General features: G+C 50.5%; 20 protein-coding genes and 2 tRNA genes. 8 read left to right on the top strand and 14 right to left on the bottom strand.

Annotation, left to right across the window (positions count from 1 at the left end):
• Positions 1–2: 2 nt before the first annotated feature.
• Positions 3–79: transfer RNA gene (locus QL223_RS23375), tRNA-Pro, on the bottom strand.
• Positions 80–118: 39 nt separating this feature from the next.
• Positions 119–195, bottom strand: a tRNA-Pro gene (locus QL223_RS23370).
• A gap of 257 nt (positions 196–452) precedes the next feature.
• On the opposite strand from QL223_RS23370, the gene QL223_RS23365 reads away from it, so the two are divergent.
• The gene (locus QL223_RS23365; RefSeq protein ID WP_002541291.1) at positions 453–593 is read left to right on the top strand and encodes a DUF3149 domain-containing protein; all 141 of its coding nucleotides are present in this window, start codon (positions 453–455) and stop codon (positions 591–593) included.
• A 293-nt stretch (positions 594–886) separates the two neighbouring features.
• Here QL223_RS23365 and QL223_RS23360 read toward each other — a convergent pair whose 3' ends face one another.
• The 3 genes from QL223_RS23360 to QL223_RS23350 form a co-directional block, all read right to left on the bottom strand.
• Entirely contained in the window at positions 887–1,753 is an 867-nt protein-coding gene (locus tag QL223_RS23360) for a TraB/GumN family protein (protein ID WP_002541292.1), read from the bottom strand.
• Between the two features lie 50 nt (positions 1,754–1,803).
• Positions 1,804–2,238, bottom strand: coding sequence for a DUF411 domain-containing protein (locus QL223_RS23355; RefSeq protein WP_002541293.1), 435 nt, complete (start codon positions 2,236–2,238; stop codon positions 1,804–1,806).
• A 159-nt stretch (positions 2,239–2,397) separates the two neighbouring features.
• Positions 2,398–5,151 carry a heavy metal translocating P-type ATPase gene (locus QL223_RS23350; protein ID WP_002541294.1) on the bottom strand — a complete coding sequence of 918 codons (2,754 nt, stop codon included), beginning with the start codon at positions 5,149–5,151 and terminating at the stop codon, positions 2,398–2,400.
• A gap of 113 nt (positions 5,152–5,264) precedes the next feature.
• On the opposite strand from QL223_RS23350, the gene cueR reads away from it, so the two are divergent.
• The gene (cueR, locus tag QL223_RS23345) at positions 5,265–5,663 is read left to right on the top strand and encodes a Cu(I)-responsive transcriptional regulator (RefSeq protein ID WP_281546109.1); all 399 of its coding nucleotides are present in this window, start codon (positions 5,265–5,267) and stop codon (positions 5,661–5,663) included.
• 32 nt (positions 5,664–5,695) lie between these two features.
• On the opposite strand, the gene QL223_RS23340 is transcribed toward cueR, so the two are convergent.
• The 3 genes from QL223_RS23340 to tesA all read right to left on the bottom strand — a co-directional run bounded on the left by QL223_RS23340 (position 5,696) and on the right by tesA (position 8,507).
• Positions 5,696–6,544 carry a co-chaperone YbbN gene (locus QL223_RS23340; RefSeq protein WP_002541296.1) on the bottom strand — a complete coding sequence of 283 codons (849 nt, stop codon included), beginning with the start codon at positions 6,542–6,544 and terminating at the stop codon, positions 5,696–5,698.
• Positions 6,545–7,063: 519 nt separating this feature from the next.
• Positions 7,064–7,891, bottom strand: coding sequence for an SDR family oxidoreductase (locus tag QL223_RS23335; RefSeq protein WP_002541297.1), 828 nt, complete (start codon positions 7,889–7,891; stop codon positions 7,064–7,066).
• A gap of 7 nt (positions 7,892–7,898) precedes the next feature.
• Complete coding sequence (tesA, locus tag QL223_RS23330) at positions 7,899–8,507, bottom strand: multifunctional acyl-CoA thioesterase I/protease I/lysophospholipase L1 (RefSeq protein ID WP_002541298.1); 609 nt, start codon at positions 8,505–8,507, stop codon at positions 7,899–7,901.
• Here tesA and QL223_RS23325 point away from each other — a divergent pair.
• On the top strand, positions 8,506–9,183 hold the full coding sequence (locus QL223_RS23325; protein ID WP_002541299.1) for an ABC transporter ATP-binding protein: 678 nt from the start codon (positions 8,506–8,508) through the stop codon (positions 9,181–9,183). The two genes, tesA and QL223_RS23325, sit on opposite strands and share 2 nt — an antisense overlap.
• On the top strand, positions 9,180–11,600 hold the full coding sequence (locus QL223_RS23320) for an FtsX-like permease family protein (RefSeq protein ID WP_002541301.1): 2,421 nt from the start codon (positions 9,180–9,182) through the stop codon (positions 11,598–11,600). The genes QL223_RS23325 and QL223_RS23320 overlap by 4 nt, the downstream gene beginning before the upstream one ends.
• 64 nt (positions 11,601–11,664) lie before the next feature.
• Here QL223_RS23320 and QL223_RS23315 read toward each other — a convergent pair whose 3' ends face one another.
• The gene (locus QL223_RS23315; RefSeq protein ID WP_002541302.1) at positions 11,665–12,558 is read right to left on the bottom strand and encodes a TIGR01777 family oxidoreductase; all 894 of its coding nucleotides are present in this window, start codon (positions 12,556–12,558) and stop codon (positions 11,665–11,667) included.
• 248 nt (positions 12,559–12,806) lie between these two features.
• Here QL223_RS23315 and QL223_RS23310 point away from each other — a divergent pair, with 248 nt between their 5' ends.
• From QL223_RS23310 to QL223_RS23295, 4 genes are read left to right on the top strand one after another with little or no spacing between them, the layout of a single operon-like run.
• Positions 12,807–13,541, top strand: a complete 735-nt coding sequence (locus QL223_RS23310) for a DUF1538 domain-containing protein (RefSeq protein WP_002541303.1) — start codon at positions 12,807–12,809, stop codon at positions 13,539–13,541.
• Complete coding sequence (locus tag QL223_RS23305) at positions 13,538–14,344, top strand: DUF1538 domain-containing protein (protein ID WP_002541304.1); 807 nt, start codon at positions 13,538–13,540, stop codon at positions 14,342–14,344. The genes QL223_RS23310 and QL223_RS23305 overlap by 4 nt, the downstream gene beginning before the upstream one ends.
• A complete protein-coding gene (locus tag QL223_RS23300; RefSeq protein ID WP_002541305.1) occupies positions 14,344–14,694 on the top strand; it encodes a P-II family nitrogen regulator in 351 nt (116 codons plus the stop codon). The genes QL223_RS23305 and QL223_RS23300 overlap by 1 nt, the downstream gene beginning before the upstream one ends.
• Positions 14,691–15,086, top strand: coding sequence for a CBS domain-containing protein (locus tag QL223_RS23295; RefSeq protein WP_039850410.1), 396 nt, complete (start codon positions 14,691–14,693; stop codon positions 15,084–15,086). Before QL223_RS23300 ends, QL223_RS23295 begins: the two co-directional genes overlap by 4 nt.
• A gap of 33 nt (positions 15,087–15,119) precedes the next feature.
• On the opposite strand, the gene QL223_RS23290 is transcribed toward QL223_RS23295, so the two are convergent.
• The 5 genes from QL223_RS23290 to metN form a co-directional block, all read right to left on the bottom strand.
• Positions 15,120–15,395, bottom strand: coding sequence for a SelT/SelW/SelH family protein (locus QL223_RS23290; RefSeq protein WP_002541307.1), 276 nt, complete (start codon positions 15,393–15,395; stop codon positions 15,120–15,122).
• Entirely contained in the window at positions 15,392–16,156 is a 765-nt protein-coding gene (locus QL223_RS23285; protein WP_002541308.1) for a sulfite exporter TauE/SafE family protein, read from the bottom strand. The genes QL223_RS23290 and QL223_RS23285 overlap by 4 nt, the downstream gene beginning before the upstream one ends.
• Before the next feature lie 117 nt (positions 16,157–16,273).
• Positions 16,274–17,086, bottom strand: coding sequence for a MetQ/NlpA family lipoprotein (locus QL223_RS23280; RefSeq protein WP_002541309.1), 813 nt, complete (start codon positions 17,084–17,086; stop codon positions 16,274–16,276).
• A 57-nt stretch (positions 17,087–17,143) separates the two neighbouring features.
• Positions 17,144–17,836: a methionine ABC transporter permease gene (locus tag QL223_RS23275; protein ID WP_002541310.1), complete on the bottom strand. Its 693-nt coding sequence runs from the start codon at positions 17,834–17,836 to the stop codon at positions 17,144–17,146.
• Complete coding sequence (metN, locus tag QL223_RS23270) at positions 17,826–18,860, bottom strand: methionine ABC transporter ATP-binding protein MetN (protein ID WP_002541311.1); 1,035 nt, start codon at positions 18,858–18,860, stop codon at positions 17,826–17,828. The genes QL223_RS23275 and metN overlap by 11 nt, the downstream gene beginning before the upstream one ends.
• Positions 18,861–19,061: the final 201 nt, after the last annotated feature.

Genomic DNA, 19,061 nt, shown 5'->3' with positions numbered 1-19,061 from the left:
AGTGGTCGGTGAAGAGGGATTCGAACCCCCGACCCTCTGGTCCCAAACCAGATGCGCTACCAAACTGCGCTATTCACCGACGATATTACTCAAGCGTATTGCTCAAGATTTGAAAGAGTGGTCGGTGAAGAGGGATTCGAACCCCCGACCCTCTGGTCCCAAACCAGATGCGCTACCAAACTGCGCTATTCACCGACAATGCTGATCCGCTGTGCGTCTCAGAGGTTGGTTATATTACTCATCCACGCTTAAGACACAAGTGTTTTATCAGGATTTTTGCGTGGTACGAACCGTTCGCTCAAACGATCACCAATCCAGAATAAATTGCGACAACACACACACTTGAATTGTCACGTGCCACTAACACGAGCTTCACTTGATCTGGATCATCGTTGATTCTTTCACCAATTGGCAACCTAGTCTTAACGTTCACAGACATAGGAAATACAAAAATGGAATTCTGGTTAGACCTACTTTTCGGCAACGCAATTGGCCTCTCCTCAATGATCGTCATTTTTGTTGCCTTGGGCATGATTAGCTTCATGGCCGGGTTCTTTGTCTACAAGGCGATGAAAGAGCCTGGAACACAATAATTCCCTTAAACCAGTTAAATGTAGACTTGGTTGCTTACGCCGAAGGCAGCAACGCACTTCGGCTTCTTTTTATTCCTCTAATAAGAGCAGCAATTCGCTGCTCTTATTGTTTGTAACAAACCTTCCAATTGTGCTCTTTTCCACATGGCATATGCGGTAAACTACCTCCAAGATTCTGGCTTTACCGCAGTAAGGAAAAGGGTATGAGAAAATCTATTGTCATCTGGTTTATTCTGTTGTTTCTGGTCTCAATGATTGTGACTCAGGTACTGGTGAGCGGCTGATTTAGCCGCTCATGGAATCGCCGGGATTTCGCAATCAACCTTTTCACCCTGCGTTAAGAGTTTTACGTCGAAACCGGCTTTTTCCAGCAGTGTCAGCACACCTTCTTTGCCATAAAGGTGCAATGCACCGACAACCATCACGTAACTCCCTTTTTCAAACCGCGATTTGTCAGTGAGGGCTTCCAGCCAGTTGTGGTTGCGCTCATCAATCAGTTGACGTTCGAACTCTCCTGCGCCGCTCATGACCGTTACCATTTCTTCCATTTTCGCACCGTCACCATACTGCCAGGCATCAATCAGACAGGGCATAAACTCTTTGGAGAGTTCCCAGTAATCCAGAGTATCTGTCAGTAGCTCCAAACCATCCTTATCTGCATTGGCCAGTAGGTCGACTTGCTGTTGTACGGTTTCCAGTGGGATCACGGGTACAGAATGCTTCTGGCTTCGTGAGAGGAAATAAAGGTCAATGCCCAGCAGTTGTTGGAGTTCCAACTGATTGATTTGGTAAAGCTGGAGTGCCATGGCTGCTTGCCACGGAGGAAGATTAAGCAGCACGTTTGATGGTGTACCAGTCTCTGCTGCGATTTCCTCAAGTGTTTCTTTCTGGGCGTCTGTCAGGTAAGAGGCGGAAGGTTTTCCTTTGGGAATGGAAATAGATTTATCGCTGATGATATCGGCTTCTACGATAAGACCATCGGCAGATTCGAATCTACTGACCATGACATCGGGAAGAGGGTAGAACTCTGGCTTGCCAGCGTGTACAGAGCCCATGATGGTAAAGGAAAGGTCGCCTTTTTGCGCTTGCCAGACTTGAGGGTCGGCGATAGATAACGTGCTAAAAAGCAGCGAGAAAAACAGGGTAGTAATGCGGTACATGAAGCCTCCATACTGTTGAAAGTCCAGTATGGAGGCTTCACCATCAATTGTCAGTCTTTGTTGTGGCTGTTAAAGACGACGGTCATACCGTTTTTCGAGAAGCCAACGACATCATATGGGTCTTTTTGATCGCCATATTCCATGCCCGGTGAACCGACTGGCATGCCAGGTACAGCAAGGCCGGCCAGTTTTGGTTTTTGCTCTAGGAAGGCTTTTACGTCGCTAGCTGGGATGTGCCCTTCAAACAGGTAACCGTCGATAACAGTGGTGTGGCACGAAGCGAGCTCAGGCTTGATACCAAGCTTCATCTTAATTGGATTCATGTTCACATGATCTTCAGACTTCATCTCAAAGCCGTTGTCTTCCATGTGCTTAACCCACTCTTTACAGCAACCGCAATATGGAGATTTGTAAGTCACACCAGAAGCAGCAAACACGCTGGTGGATAGCAGCGCAAACGACAGTGCAGCAAGTTTAGATTTCATCATTTTCTCCTCGATGTTATCCCCGGGCGATGAAACTAACCCGGGGCGAATACCTGTTGCGTAGTCGCAAACAGCGTTAATTTAGGCGGCGTTTAATTTTTCTTTTCCGCCAGCCAGAACCACCAGATGATGGCTCCGATCAGTCCCAATCCAATGAAATTAACCAGCATGGTTTCCTCCTTTGGGTGGCTTAAACCAGCGCAGTCGGTTGGCATTACTCACGACGGTAATCGACGATAAAGCCATGGCTGCTCCAGCAACAACTGGGCTTAGCAGTGCGCCGGTGAGGGGATATAACACACCCGCAGCAATCGGAATACCCAGAGAATTGTAAACAAATGCACCAAAGAGATTTTCCTTCATATTACGAAGGGTTGCTTTGGACAGTGTTAGCCCATCAGTGGCTGCATCTATTGAGTGACGCATCAATGTCATCTGTGCACTTTCAATAGCTACATCGCTGCCACTACCAATGGCAATCCCAACTTCAGCTTTGGCCAGTGCTGGCGCATCATTGATGCCATCACCAATCATGGCGACTTTCTTGCCTTCGCTCTGAAGGCGAGTGACGACATCCGCTTTACCGTCTGGCAAAACCCCCGCAATCACATTCTCAATCCCCGCCAGTTTGGCAATGGCATTGGCCGTATCAGGATGATCACCGGTGAGCATCACCACCTGATAGCCTAAAGCTTTCAGACGTTTTACTGCGCTGGCAGAATCTGAACGCAATGGGTCGCTGATGCCAATAAGACCAAGAAGCTCAGTGCTTGTTGCCAGATACACAGCGGTTTCCCCGCGATCTGCTTGTTGCTTGGCGGCAGCTTGGCCGCCTTCCACCGCAATGCCTTTTTCTGCCATCAAGCGTGCGTTACCCAGAAAATAAGTGTCGCCATCAATGTTGGCACTCAGACCTTTTCCTGGAATACCTTCAAAGTTCGATACTGATGCAAGGGCGATGTTTTTACCTTTTGCTGCATCCAGCACTGCTTTTGCCAGTGGGTGCTCAGAACCTTGCTCAAGGCTTGCAGCGATACGCAGTAATTCCTCTTCTGGCAGTGCAAGGCTGATTATCGATGTCACTTGCGGCTTGCCTTCGGTCAATGTGCCCGTTTTATCCAATACCACAGTGTCGACCGACGCTGCATGTTGCAATGCCTCTGCATCACGAATGAGCACCCCAAGTTCAGCCGCACGACCAACGCCAGTTGTGACAGACATTGGCGTTGCCAAACCAAGCGCACAAGGGCAGGCGATAATCAGCACAGTTGTCGCGGTGACCAGCATAAAGCTGAGCTTCGGATCAGGGCCAAAGTTGTACCAGCCAAGCGCTGTCAGAATGGCAATGATCATCACTGTTGGAACAAATATGGCCGAGATAGAATCCGCCATGCGTGCCAGCGCCGGTTTGCTGCTTTGTGCCTGACGGACCAACTGAATAATCCGTGACAGCATGGTATCGCTACCGATACCGGTGGCTTTAAACAGCAGACTACCGTTTTGGTTCACGGTACCAGCATGCAGCGTTTCCCCTGCCGTTTTGCGGACAGCAAGTGGCTCGCCAGTCAGCATGGATTCATCGACATAGCTTTCGCCGTCTTCAACCACACCATCAACCGGAATTTTTGAGCCGGGTTTCACTCTGAGTATCATGCCTGCTTGTACGGCTGCCAGTGGAACTTCTCGCTCCTGACCGTTTTCGACGACCAGTGCGGTTGGTGGTTGTAGGTCGAGTAAGCGATCAAGCGCTTTAGATGTCGATGCACGTGCTTTGGCTTCAATAGCATGACCAAGTGTCACCAACCCCAGAATCATGGCTGTGGCTTCGAAGTACACATGACGTGCTTGTACAGGGAAAAGATCCGGCGCAAACACCACTGCAATCGAGTAAAGCCACGCTGAACCCGTACCCAAAGCGACTAAGGTATCCATGGTCGCACGATGATGGCGTGCCGCTTTTATGGCATTTACGAAGAAATGTTTACCCGCGGTACATAAAAGTGCAAAGGTTAAAAGGCCAATGATGCCCCAGCCGATTTGGCTGGTGGTGCTTTCAATGGTCATTGAACCGCCGAGCAGTCCCCATGCCATCAGTGGTGCACCTAAGCCCAGAGACAACCAGGTGTTGCGTTTGTGTTCTGCAAGTTGTGCGGCATGCATGGCTGCCTGACGCTCACGGCGAGTCTCTTCGCTTTCACTCACTTCTGCGCCATAGCCTGCGGCTTCTACCGCTTTGATGATGACGTCGGCGTCGGCTTCTCCGGACACTAACGCAGTGCGCTCAGCCAAGTTTACGTTGACCGCCATTACACCGGTTACGCCTTTTATCGCGTCTTCTACGGATGACACACAGCTCGCGCAGGTCATGCCGGACAGAATAAATTGCAGGGAAGCTGAATTTGAACTCAACGGCGGTTCGGACGGAGCATCATCGAGCGCAACTTCTGGCGCTGCTGTGATTTCTGGTGCGTGTGTTGTTTCGCTCTGGGCTTCAGCAACCTGATAACCTGTTGCATCGACGATGGCTGCCAATTCTTCCATTGTCAGTGCGCTGTTAATGGTGGCTTCGGTCTTACTCACATCCGCAAGAAAAACCTTTGGTGAAGCTTCAAAAGCGGCTTTCAGTTTGGCAACACAGCGTCCACAGCTGAGCCCTGCCAAAGGAAGTGCCGTGGTCGTTCCCACCTGATAACCCAGCGATTCAACCGCATTGATGACGTCACTTAAAGGCGCATCTGCGTTGATCGTTAGGGAGGTCTTGTCGGCTTCCACCACAGACACACCTTCGATAGGCTCGACGGCATTTTTCACTTTACGCGCACAACCCATGCAGTTAAGTCCTGACAAGGGGAGCGTGATAAGTGTGACGGCTTCTTTGCCTTCCTCATGAGCGTTCAGTTCTGTATCTGTCATTTCGATACCTATAAATTTACTTGCAGTCTCAGGTGTGGACTGTTCATAATTCCGTAGAATAAACCTTCCATCAACTGTAAGGTCAAGCGTGAGTTTTAGACGGGGAGTGAGGCATGAAAATCAATGAAATTGCCAAGGCGACAGGGCTGACACCAAAGACGATTCGTTTCTACGAACAAAAGGGGATCATTAGTGAACCTGCACGTCTGGAGAATGGCTATCGGGCTTATGGTCAAAAGCACATTAATGAGTTGCAAATGATCCGTCGTTCGCGCTTGGTGGGCTTTAGTTTGGAAGAGTGCCAGACCTTGTTGGATATGTCGCGAAACTCTAACCGTCGAAGCGCAGATGTAAAGCAAAAGGCATTGGAGAAAATCGCAGAGATAGACGACAAAATAAAAGAACTTCAGGCCATGAAAAAGTCGTTGAAATCACTGGCGAGTACCTGCCCGGGTAACGACAGCGCCTGTTGCCCAATCATCGAAGCTTTGTCCTCGGCTGATGGGAAATAAAAAAGCGCCGGAGCGCTTTTTAAAATGGGAAATCAGTAAAGCAGCGAGTAAAGCTGTCGGCGGTAACGGCTGGCAATTTCGTTGCCTTGGCCGAGCGCTGCCAGAATATCCATCATGGTCTTCTTAGCGTCGCTAAAATTCATGTCCTTACGAAGAATGCCCAGCAAAAGCTCAAGCGCTTCTTCCTGACGATTAACCTGACTAAATTGGACAGCCAGTTCAAAGGCCAGATCTTTGTTGTCCGGATCGGCTTCAAATGCCGCTTGCAGCTCACGAATCTCTGGTGTGTCTGCTGCTTGCTTATGTAGTTCCACTTTGGCCATCAGCGCTTTGTATTGTGCATCTTGATCTTGCATCAATACTTTCCCGAGAAGCTCCTCTGCTTCGTCGAATTGCTGTGCTTCCACATAACACTCTGCCAGTGCCAGCTTATGAGCGCCAGTTTCACCCAGCGCGGCTTCCACAGATTTCAAAAGCGGCAGTGCCTCGGCGTGATTGCCTTCTGCCATCAACGCCAGTGCCTGTTTGAAGGTCATTTCGTCTTGGCTCGGCAGGTGGCGAACCAACATTTCACGCACTGTGTCTTCAGTCTGTGGCCCGGCAATGCCGTCTACAGGCTGGCCATTGCTGAACAGGGCGATAGTTGGCAAAGCACGCACACCAAACTGGGAGGCCAGCATTTGCTGCTGTTCGCAGTTGAGCAGGGCCAGCGTAAATGCACCTGCATATTCGTGTGCCAGTTTTTCCAGTGCTGGAACAATCTCGGTACTCTCTGGGCTCATTTGTGCCCAGAAGTGGATCAGGACTGGAGTTTCAACCGAGCCTTCCAGGATTTGCTGAAAGTTCTGCTCGTTAAGTTCAACAATATAATTTGGTTGCATAGTGTCGCCTGAGCGTTAGAAGTTCTTTGCTGTAAAGGTGGGGGGGACAACATGAAAATTCAAGGCATTATCCGGTAAAGCGCCGATAAATATTGATTATTGCTGGATCAAATCACTGATTGGATGTTGTCTGACATGGCAACGAAAAAGGCCACCGGAATTCCAGTGGCCTTCATTCTTTTGCGCTCGTCGATGTGAAACGCTGACTTAAAACACAAGCAATATTGCCAGCGTTACACTCAAACAGAGCCAGTTCAATTGACTTAAGGACATAGTCCGGCTCCTATTGGGGTATTTGTTCTTTTTTTGTATCCCCGTTCACGGCCTGATCCGACACGCATCACATCGAAGTGGAAGTTGGGGGCAGGTGTTTCACGGTACAGGAGAGAGATTAACGCGCATTTGTGACAGAAAGATGAATGCAAAAATAAAGTTTTGATGTCACGTTTCTGGGAGTAACCGGGCAGAAATTGCCCGGTGTGCAACTTTTTGTGAGTGGTATCTGTATGACTTTGGGTGTTAACCACCCTTTGCAAGAATTTTGTCGAGCGTTTTTGAAGGAAGTAGACGCTTACACCAGGCCATGTAATGGGTCGGCTTGGTCACACGATATCGGACTTTAGGATCTTCCGCAGTTAGCGCGTGGATCAATGGTGCAATGATCGACTCCGAAGGCAGAGTGTACTTATTGGTGGAGTTTTCGCTTTCCATGCGATCTTGCTGGGCGAGATAATCGCTTCTGAATCGGCTGTTTTCGATATCAATGAACCGGTAAAACGCTTCCAGTGCATTGGCGCGGAAACGGGTTTCGATTGGGCCTGGTTCGATTAAGCTGATTTTTACTGGTGTGCCTGCAAGTTCCAGACGTAGGGTATCTGTCCAACCTTCAACGGCAAATTTGCTGGCGTTGTACGCCCCGCGGAATTTCAGTGCGACAAAACCCAGCACGGAGCTGTTTTGAACAATGCGGCCTTTGCCGTTCGCCATCATCATTGGGATCACGGCTTGGGTCAGCGTGTGCCAGCCAAAGAAGTTGGTTTCAAATTGCTTTCTCAATGCGTCGGTGGGCAAGTCTTCCAACGCGCCAGGTTGGCCATAAGCACCATTGTTAAAAAGCCCCATCAACTTTCCGTCAGTCATGGTCCTGACTTCTTCCACGGCATTGAGAATGCTGTCGTTGTCAGCAAGGTCAAGGTGAATGCAGGTAAGCCCTTCTTCTTTTAGGCGCTCAACATCTTCTAATTTGCGGCATGACGCAATCACATCAAACCCTTTCTTTGCGAGGGCGTGGGCACAGACATAGCCGATGCCGGTTGAACATCCGGTCATCAATACTGCGTTTTTCATTCTTGTTTTATCCTTGCTCTTTGATGTGTGGCAGCATCTGTTCTGCCATGAATTGTGCAATCCAAGGCTGCGCGATGTCTTTAGGGTGCAGACCATCTGACATCATCCAGCCTTCGGTCAAAACCACCTTCTCCATGAAGAACGGAATGAGTGGAATTTGCATTTCTTTACTTAATTCCGGATAGATATCAGCAAAAGCCTTGCTGTATCTTTGACCATAGTTAGGTGGGATCTGGATCTGCATTAACATCACCTGCGCGCCATTTTCCTGGCTTAAACTGATCAATTCGGACAGGTTATTGCGTATCTGCTTGGGTGGGAATCCTCGCAGTCCATCGTTAGCACCCAGTTCAATCAGCACATAGTCGGGTGAATGCTGTTCCAGCAGGGCTGGCAGTCTGTCGAGACTGTTCCCAGAAGTATCGCCGGAAATGCTGGCATTAACGACGGAAGTGATCTTGCTGGTTTCCGTCAGCTTAGGCTCAATCAGGCTAGGCCAGCTTTTCTCAATCGCCATCTGGTAGCCAGCGCTAAGGCTATCGCCGAGTACAAGAAGCGTCTGCGCCGCGGCGCTATGACTGATAATCAAAAGACAAAAAGAAAGGATGCGAATCATGACAACTCCAGTGATCAGGGCCAGCAACGTCTCTAAAACAGTGACGACGAATGCACAGTCTCTGACCATTCTGCAGGATGTTTCCCTTCAGGTCGAGCAGGGCGAAAGTATTGCTTTAGTTGGGGTTTCCGGCGCAGGTAAATCCACGCTTATGACATTGCTTGCAGGTTTAGATACCCCGTCAGCCGGCGAGATTGAACTTCTTGGCAAGCCTTTAAGCCAGCTCGATGATGATGCGCGAGCAGCCCTTCGTGCCGAGTCGATCGGTTTCGTTTTCCAAAGTTTCCTGCTGGTGCCTTCCCTGACCGCGCTAGAAAATGTGCTTCTTCCTTGTACTATTCGCGGTGATGATGAAGACGAAGAACGGGCGCTTGAGCTATTAGCGTCGGTTGGGCTGAAAGGACGTGAAACCCACTTACCTTCGCAGCTTTCTGGCGGTGAGCAACAACGTGTGGCGATTGCCCGCGCCTTTATGACCCGCCCAAATGTTCTGTTCGCCGATGAACCAACTGGTAATCTCGACCAGCACACCGCAGCAACGGTCATCGACCTGCTTTTCTCGCTCAACCGTGACCACGGCACCACCTTGATCCTTGTGACGCATGACCCGGCACTGGCAGAGAAATGCCACCGCACCTTGCACCTTAACGCAGGCGAACTGGCGGGGGCTGCATGAGAAAAACTCTTGTCTGGCGCTGGGCTTGGCGCGAACTCTTCCACGGACAGCTTTGGCCTGTCGTTGCTGCACTGGCGCTGATCATCGCCTGTGTGTTTGCATTGTCTGCACTGGCAGGTCGTATTGAATCTGTTCTCACCCAGCAAGGCCGTTCCATGCTGGCCGCTGACTTGGTGCTTCGAAGCAACCAGCCTTTGGCTCCACAAACACTGCAAAACTTTGACAGCATTGATGTTGAACGCTCTGACCAAACCCGCTTTGGCACCATGGCATTCAGTGACAATGAAATGCAGCTCATCAGCGTGAAAGCGGTAGAAAGTAACTATCCGCTCCGTGGCGCTTTGGAGCTGGAAAGCGCGGATGCGATGCAAGACAGCGTCAAACCCGGCGAACTTTGGCTGGAAGAGCGTCTGTTTACGCTGCTAGATGTGGGCTTGGGAGACAAAGTTGATGTGGGAGATTTAACCCTGACAGTCAGCGGTAAAATCATTTCTGAGCCTGAGCTGTCCTTCAATCCGTTCAGCCAAATGCCAGCGGCGATGATGCACCTGAGTGATGTCTCTGCTGCAGGTGTGGTGCGTCCGGGAAGCCGGGTGAGTTACCGTTATTTCTTCCGCGGTGACAGCAGCGACCTTGAAGCAGTAAAGACCGCTTACACGCCGATCGACGGACAACGCTGGATCGATGAAAACACTGGGGATCGCACCGGCGACATGCTGGATAGGAGTCGCGGTTACCTCTCTTTGACTGTGGTGTTGGTCATCATTATGGCAGCGGCGACCTTACTCCTGACTTGTCAGCACTATGTGGATAGCCGTACCCAGACGCTTGCCATGGTGAAAAGCCTTGGTGCCCAGCGCAGTTGGGTGAGACGTTGGCTTGGCAGGCAGCTTCTGATGCTGATGTTGATGGCAACTGTGCTTGGCTTGGGGTTCGGTGCAGCGCTGGAATATCTGCTGCGTTTACCGCTGGCAGATGTGCTGCCTTCACCCTTGCCGAGCTATGGCTATCTGCCCTGGTTGCTCGGTCCTATGGTGGCTTTGCTGGTGGCACTTCCGGCACTGGGTATTCCATTGATCCGGTTGATTGAAGCGCCTGCCATGAGTGTACTGCAGGAGCAAAGCGCAGTGCGCGCGCGGAAGAATCCTTGGAGTTGGTTGCTGGCAGCAGTGCCAATTCTTGCGTTGGTGGCATGGTCATACGACAACCGCTTGCTTTGGCTGGTATTGGCGGCCTTAGTGTTGATGCTCAGCCTTCTGGCGGCGATTGGCGTAATGGTGCTGAAAGTCGCGCAGAAACGCGTTAAACAGCCTGCATTCAAACTGGCGCTCAGTCGAATAACACGAAATCCGGCATCAAGTGGCGCGCAGCTTGGCGCGTTGGCAACGTCATTCATGCTGCTTTCTATTATCTGGCTGCTGCGTACCGACTTACTTGAAGATTGGCAGCAAACCCTGCCACAGAACGCTCCGAATGTGTTCGCGCTGAACATCGCGAAAAGCGAGTTGGATGATTACGTCAGCAGGCTGGACGCGAACAATCTGGAACGTTCGGAAGCCTATCCGATTATCCGAGGTCGTTTGGTTGGCCTTAATGGGCAGCGTTATGCTGAGCTGACGCCAGATAGGGAAGAGCGGGATGAAGCGCTTCGCCGCGAGCTTAACTTCACCTGGCGCTACAACTTGCCAACCCATAATGAGTTGTTGGAAGGTTCATGGCCAAGTGAAGGTGGCGTTTCTGTGGAATCCGGTATTGCTGAAAGGCTAGGACTTCGCCTTGGTGATGAGCTGACGTTTAACGTTAACAGTCAGGAATTTACAGCGGAAGTAAACTCGATTCGTGATGTGGAATGGCGCAACATGAAGCCTAATTTCTACTTCATCTTTGACCCGGCTTTGGTGGAGAACTTACCTGCAAACTGGTTGGTCAGTTTCCGACTGGAAGATAGTCAGAGCGATATCCTCAACCAACTGGGACGTGATTACCAAACGGTGACTTTGCTGGATCTACGCACCATGAGCGGAAGAATTCAGGTGATCCTCAAACAAGTGAGCCTGTCGCTGTCAGTATTGGCGGGGTTGGCGGTAGCCAGTGGTTTATTGCTCTTGCTGACACTGCTTCGGATCACCCTTGCCGAACGCCAGCGTGAAATCATGCTTTACCGAACGCTGGGAGCGAGCAAAAAGCGCATCAACACCACGCTTTGGGCTGAATACGGCATTATGGCATTAGTGTCCGGTTGTATGGCCGTCGGCGGGGCAGAGCTTGCGATGGCAGGTTTGTTGAAGTGGGGTGTTGAGCTACCGGTTCGCTTGCATCCGGAAGTCTGGTTGAGCTTGCCGACATTAGCTGTTGGGCTGGTCTTCCTGACAGTGGCTTGGATGCTTCGGGGCTTGTTAGAGCCGCTCAAAAAATAGCAGTCAGACAAATGAAAAAAGGCACGCATTTCAGCGTACCTTTCTTTTCCTAAAGCGGGAGCTATCAGCGCAAAATGTTTTCCAGTGCAGGACCCACAGACGGATACTGGAAACTGTAGCCGCTGTTTTCCAGAGCTCTGGGCACCGCGCGCTGGCTGTCAAAAAGAAGCTGACCTGCTTCACCCAGCATCAGTGATATCGCAAGCTTGGGCGTAAACATAAAATGCGGGCGCTTAAGCGTTGCAGCAAGACTTTGGCTGAACACCTTGTTGGTGACTGGCTCAGGTGCGGTTAGGTTGAAGGCGCCACGGGTATCAGCATGTTCCAATAAATGAATGATGCCACCCACCATGTCGTCAATGTGTATCCACGGGAAGTATTGCTTCCCGTCACCGATTGGCCCACCCATGCCGAATTGATATGGCAGCAGCATTTTCTTCAATGCACCGCCGCTTTTACTGAGCACAATACCAGTACGTAGGATACATACCCGGGTCTTATCCGAGTCGGCGCGCATGGCGATTTTTTCCCAGTTCGAGCAGACAGAATGTGCGAAATCAGTAGCATCAACCGTGAGTGATTCGTCGATGATCTTGTCACCTTGATCGCTGTAGTAGCCAACCGCAGAGCCACTGATAAAGGTATGAGGCGGGGCATCGGCTTCTAAAATGCGCTGCACCAGTTGTTCTGTCATCCCCCAACGGCTGGCGCAGATAATCCCTTTCTGCTGCTCGCTCCATCGCTTATCAACGATAGGTTCACCTGCAAGATTGATGATGGCATCAAACTGACTGAAGTCTTCAATCTCGTCGATGTTTTTTATCAAGTGCACCTTCGATGGCAAAACATGACGTGCTTTCTCTGGCGAACGGGTCAGTACGGTGATTTCGTGATGTTCGAGCTTTGGGATCAACGCGCGTCCGATAAGTCCGGTTCCGCCTGTCACGAGAATCTGCATGAGGATCATCCTAGTTGGGGTGTTACTAAATAGTATGCATTCAATCGGTTATTTGATCAGCCCGATGGTGAAGTTAATGAAGAAATTCACGAAAACCTTGTTAGCTTTATCACCCTATAGACATTGTGGATTGGCAAATTTCTATACACTGACTCAGGGTTAAATTAACTAACTCCTCACCGCAATTTCATCAATTGGCGCATTTATCGTGCCGGGCTTTTCGTCTGGGCGTTTTCTCTGGAGAGAGTGTGAAGGGACTTACCGCATTGCTGACCTCAATGCTAGGGAGCTTGAAGGATCTACTTCCTATCATTCTTGTGATCGGCTTTTTTCAAATCATTGTTTTACAGCAGCCTTTGCCGGATTCACTGTCCATCTTAATTGGACTGGTGTTGGTCGTGATGGGGCTGACTTTCTTTGTTTTCGGTCTGGAAATGGGGTTGTTCCCCATCGGCGAATCTATGGCTCACTCGCTGGCGAGAAAAGGCAGTGTTTTCTGGCTGGTGGTGTTTGCTTTCTTGTTGGGGTTTGGAACCACCATCGCTGAACCCGCTTTGACGGCGGTAGCTGCTGAAGCAGCAGAAGTTGCCGCTGAAGGCGGTATGATTGCGATGACCGAAGACGCGCAATCTTCCTATGCCAATGGGCTTCGTATCACGGTCGCACTCTCTGTAGGCTTTGCCATTGTGCTTGGCGTGCTGCGTATTCTAAAAGGCTGGCCCATTCACCGCATCATCATCGGCGGCTACATTCTGGTGGTGATCATGACGGCATTCGCGCCGCGCTACATCATCGGTATTGCCTATGACTCAGGTGGCGTGACCACATCGACCATCACTGTGCCTTTGGTGACTGCGCTAGGCGTTGGACTTGCCACTGTGATTAAAGGACGCAACCCCATGGTGGACGGCTTTGGCTTGATAGCGTTTGCGTCGCTCTCGCCAATGATTTTCGTCATGGTGTACGGGATGGTGGCGACATGAATGTATTGTCTACCCTCATTCCGACCTTTATCGACACCTTACTCTCGACCATTCGGGATGTGATTCCGATTGTCTGCATCATTTTCGGTTTTCAGTTTGCCGTGCTGCGAAAACCGGTTGTGAATCTGAAGAAAATCCTCTTTGGCTTTATCTACGTCATTCTTGGTTTGTCATTGTTCTTAATGGGGTTGGAGATGGCGCTCTTCCCATTAGGTGAATCGATGGCCGTTCAGCTGACGGCACCCGCATTTCTGTTTGGCGAAGGAGAGAGCATTCCCGAGAACTTCTCCTGGCAGCACTACTATTGGGTTTACATCTTCGCCGCAGCCATTGGTTTCAGTACCACAGTGGCCGAACCTTCACTCATTGCGGTTGCTATCAAAGCGGAGCAGGTTTCTGGTGGGGCAATCAGTGTGAATGGTTTACGTTTCTCAGTGGCAATTGGGGTAGCGATAGGCATTTCCCTTGGCTGCTATCGCATCGTGGCTGGCGATCCGATTCATTACTACATCATTGCCGGATACGTGGTGGTGGTGATTCAAACCTTCTATGCCCCGAAATTTATCGTGCCGCTGGCTTATGACTCCGGCGGTGTGACGACGTCGACGGTGACCGTGCCTTTGGTTACCGCCCTTGGCCTGGGACTGGCTTCGACGGTTCCGGGCAGAAGCCCTTTAATTGATGGCTTTGGCTTGATTGCCTTTGCCAGTTTGTTCCCGATGATCACTGTCATGGGATACGCGCAGTTAACAGAGTGGGCGGCGAAACGCGGCACCACCGAAGAAAATACGAGGGAATCATAATGCGATTCAAACTGATTGTAGCCTTCATTGAGGACTCTAAAACCGATGCGGTTTTGGACGCCGCCAGAACGGCAGGAGCCACAGGTGCGACAGTGATTAACAATGCGCGAGGGGAAGGATTAACGAAAAAGAAAACCTTCTTCGGATTAACCCTCGATGTTCAGCGGGATGTCTTATTGTTTTTGGTAGAAGAACATTTAGCTCGCTCCATTCTTGAAACGATCAATGAGGTGGGGGAGTTTGATGCGTCATCAGGAACAGGTATTGCGGTGCAGCTAGACGTAGAAGATGCCGTTGGGGTAGCGCATCAAGTGCAGGAATTGAGCAGCAAGATTGAGGATGAGTTATGAAAGTGACCAAAAGAGTCTGCGATGTTATGAAGGACGACTATGCGCTAATTGATGGACTGACGACGGTTGCCGAAGCCATCCGTATTGCCCGTGATAAGGAAGTGAAAGCACTCATCGTGAAAAAGCGCGATGAAGACGATGAATTTGGTCTGGTATTGATGAACGACATCGCCAAGAAAGTGCTGTCACAAAATCGCTCGCCGGAGCGGGTAAACGTCTACGAAATCATGACCAAACCCGCTCTTCATGTGGCACCGGACATGAACGTTAAATACTGTGCCCGTCTGTTTGAACGATTTGGTATCAGCCGTGCGCCAGTGATTGACGGTGGTGAAGTGCTGGGCGTGGTCAGCTACAACAGCATTGTGATGTACGGTATGCTGGCTGACTAAAATGTCAGCTGGCATACTCGTTTGAAGCGCAGGTTAACGGTCGACGTGCCCCAGATCTCGGTCTGGATCGAACACATCGCGAACGCGTTGTTTCAGCACTTTGGCTTCAGGAAAACCGCCGTCTCGCTTGCGCTCCCAAATCAATTCGCCATTGCAGTGAATTTCAAACCTGCCACCTGTGTCAGGGTGCAGGGTTAAACTCTCCACTTCCTCGCTAAAGGTGGAAAGCAACTCCTGAGACATCCAGGTCGCGCGCAACATCCAGTTGCACTGGCGGCAGTAATAAATCTCGATATTGACTTTGTTCATAACACGCCCCACAAAAGCTTGATACCGACTGCAAAGGTCAGCAGCTCAAACGCAATTTTTATCATCTTGTTGCTGTATTTATCGGCAAGATAAGCACCGAGGTAACCACCCAAAATAGAACCCACCAGGAGTGCAGGGATCCACGGCCAGTAAATCTCCGCGCCGGCTATTGCCAGTGTTGCTGCACCCAATCCGTTCCAGAAGATGCCTACGCTGACCAAAGTCAGCGCGACGGCCTGCTTGTAATCGAAGCCAAACCAGCGAACCAAAAACAGTGTGACGAACAGACCTGTTCCCGCGGTGAGGGAACCGTTCAGCAAGCCGATCGCGCTAAGTCCTAGGCAACCTAGAACCATGCCCATCGTATCGCGGTGTTTGGGCTCTGCTTCCTGCCCGAGTGTTTTGCGCATCCGCGAGTAAACACCCAGCAAAATGATGAACCCGCCCAGCAACCCTTCGGCTAAAGGACCCGGCACAAAAAGAATGAGATTGGCACCACCGATCACCCCGGCAGCGCCAGCCAATGTCACGTAAAGAGTGAGTTTAGGGTCGAGGTTGCCACTACGCCAATGCTTGAGCGCCGCACCAAGTCCAAGCGCCACAGAGGCCACTTTGTGGGTTGCCAGTGCAACAGAAAAGCCGAGACCAAGGAATAGCAAAAGGGGAAGTTGCAAAAGCCCTGCACCGCCGCCGGCCAGAGAGGCAAGGGTATTGGCAATCAGGGAGCCAATGAAAAGGCCAATGGTAGAGAGAAAGTCCATGTTCGCTCAAAGTCATCCGTTGTGGAAACGCAGTGTATCAGGTTGTCCGAGACAGAAAAAAGCCCGTGATGAACACGGGCTTGATAGGGGAGCAATTGTTACTCGAACTAACGGCGATTACCAGCCTTTGACTGCGCCGCCATCAAAGATTTCAGATGCTGCGTTGTACACTTCGTCAGTCTGGTAAGACTGAACAAACTGCTGAACGTTTTGCGCAGTCACGTTGTTAGCACGGGCAACAATCAGGTTCACGTATGGAGACTCTTTGTCTTCAACGAAGATGCCGTCTTTCTCTGGTGACAGGTTGATTTCGCTAGCAAAGGTGGTGTTAATGATTGCCAGTGAAACATCTTCCAGAGAGCGTGGTAGTTGAGCGGCTTCCAGTTCGACGATTTTCAGGTTTTTAGGGTTCGCTGTGATATCCAGAACCGTTGCTTTCAGGCCCGCTTCGTCTTTCACTTCAATCAGACCTTGTTGCTCAAGCAGCAGCAGTGAACGGCCAAGGTTGGTTGGGTCGTTAGGTACAGCGATCTGCGCGCCGTCTTCCAGTTGCTCAACAGAAGTCACTTTGGTTGAGTAACCTGCAATCGGGTAAACCAGCGTGTTACCGGCGATTTCGAACTTGTAACCGCGGTCAGAAATCTGCTGGTCAAGGTATGGCTTGTGCTGGAATGCGTTTGCATCGATTGAGCCCTCATCCAGCGCGGCGTTTGGCGTGACGTAGTCAGAGAACGTCACCAGTTCAACATCCAGGCCGTATTTCTCTTTCGCGACTTTCGCTGCGACTTCTGCTACTTGCTCTTCAGCACCAGCGATAACGCCAATTTTTACTTTCGTCAGATCAACAGTCTCTTCCTGACCACAACCGGTCAGAACCAGAGTAGAAGCAAGGCCAACGGCAGCAGCAATTTTCTTGAGTGTAAAAGTCATTATGTATCTCCCTAAAAATAGAATTTCCATTTATCCGGACGGTGTCACCATCCGTTTTTATCTGTGGTCAACCCGCTTCACGAAATAGTCGCCGGCTGACTGAATCATTTGCACCAATATCACCAGCATCACTACGGTGATCAGCATGACGGTGCCGTCAAATCGTTGGTAGCCATATCGGATACCCACATCACCGAGACCGCCGCCGCCAACAGCACCCGCCATGGCGGAGTAGCTCACCAGCGTGACCAAGGTAATGGTTGCGCCGTTCAAAATTCCCGGCAACGCTTCTGGAAGAAGAACTTTGCGGATAATTTGTAGCGGTGTTGCGCCCATCGCCTGAGCCGCTTCGACCAAGCCTGACGGCACTTCCAGCAATGCACCTTCAACCAGACGGGCGATAAACGGAATTGCACCGACAGTGAGGGGAACAATCGCTGCACCTGTACCGATGGAGGTACCCATGATGAAGCGGGTGAATGGGATGATGGCGACCAGCAAAATAATGAAAGGGATTGAGCGGCCAATATTGACGATGATGCCAATGGATTTGTTCAATGCCGCGTTTTCCAACAAGCCGCGTGGCTTAGTGAGGTGCAGCAGTACACCTAAAGGAATACCAAACAGGAAACCAATCGCACCGGATACAAAGACCATGGTCAGGGTCTGGCCCAGTGCATCAATTAACAGGCCAACAAGACGTTCGTTTTCAGCAAACCAGCCTGAAACAGCTGCGATATTAAGCGACATAGCCCAGCACCTCGATGTTGATGTTGTGATCTTTCAGGTAAGTCAGCGCGTGGTTGACGTTCTCTTCGTCGCCAAAGAACTCAGCCAGCATCAGGCCAAATTTCACGCCGCCAGCGTAGTCCATGTCAGAACTCAGGATGCTGATGTCGATATTGAACTTTCGTGATACCTGGCTGATAAGCGGGGCATCGACACTGGCGCCAGTGAACTCAAGGCGAACCAGTGGCGGTAAATGACCATCACTCTGAGGTTGTAGTCGTTCCTCGTAATCCTGCGGGATGGAAAGATCCAACGTTGCACGGATAAAGGTGCGTGCCAGTTCTGTTTTCGGATGAGCGAAGATATCGCCCACAGGACCTTTCTCTACCAACTCACCGCCACCGATGATCGCTACTTCATGACAGATGCGCTTCACTACGTCCATTTCGTGGGTGATGAGAAGAATGGTCAAACCCAGCTTTTGGTTGATGGTCTGCAACAGGTTCAGGATGGAATGGGTCGTCGCAGGATCCAGTGCGCTGGTGGCTTCGTCACACAGGAGAACTTTTGGATCGCTTGCCAACGCGCGTGCAATGGCCACACGCTGCTTTTGACCGCCGCTGAGGTTAGAGGGATAGCTCTGGTGTTTATCGCTCAGACCGACCAAATCCAGCAGCTCAGTCACTTTGCGTTGAATATGTTGTTTATCTTTGCCTGCTAGTTCCAGAGGCAGTGCCACATTGTTAAACACAGTGCGGGAGGAAAGCAGGTTGAAGTGCTGGAAAATCATGCCGATTTTCTGGCGCTCACGGGTCAGTTCCGATTGAGACAGAGCGGTGAGCTCAACGCCATCGACAACGACTTTCCCGGAGGTTGGGCGTTCCAGCAGGTTGACGATGCGGATCAGCGTACTTTTACCCGCACCTGATGCACCGATAACACCAAAAATTCTGCCCTGTGGAATATGGAGGTCAATATCGAGCAGGGCATGGATCGTCTGATCACCCTGTTTGAACTCCTTGTTAACCTGTTTTATTTCGATCATAGGCCTTCCTGGACAAAAATCGTGTTAATAAAAGGTAAAAAAGATAGCGATTGTTATGGGGTTTTTGTGGCTATCTGGTGTTTGATGCTATTTATTGTCTCAAAATAAGTCAATAGATATTTTTACGGCTAGACGTCTAAACGTATATTGTAGGGATAAGTGATTGATAAGGGATTTGGGAATGGCTTGAGCTGGTAGGAA

This window comes from Grimontia sp. SpTr1, assembly GCF_947387585.1.
GTDB classification, from domain to species: Bacteria; Pseudomonadota; Gammaproteobacteria; order Enterobacterales; family Vibrionaceae; genus Enterovibrio; species Enterovibrio indicus.
Note: the sequence above shows the minus strand (reverse complement) of the source record. Positions and strands in the feature narration are given on the sequence as shown.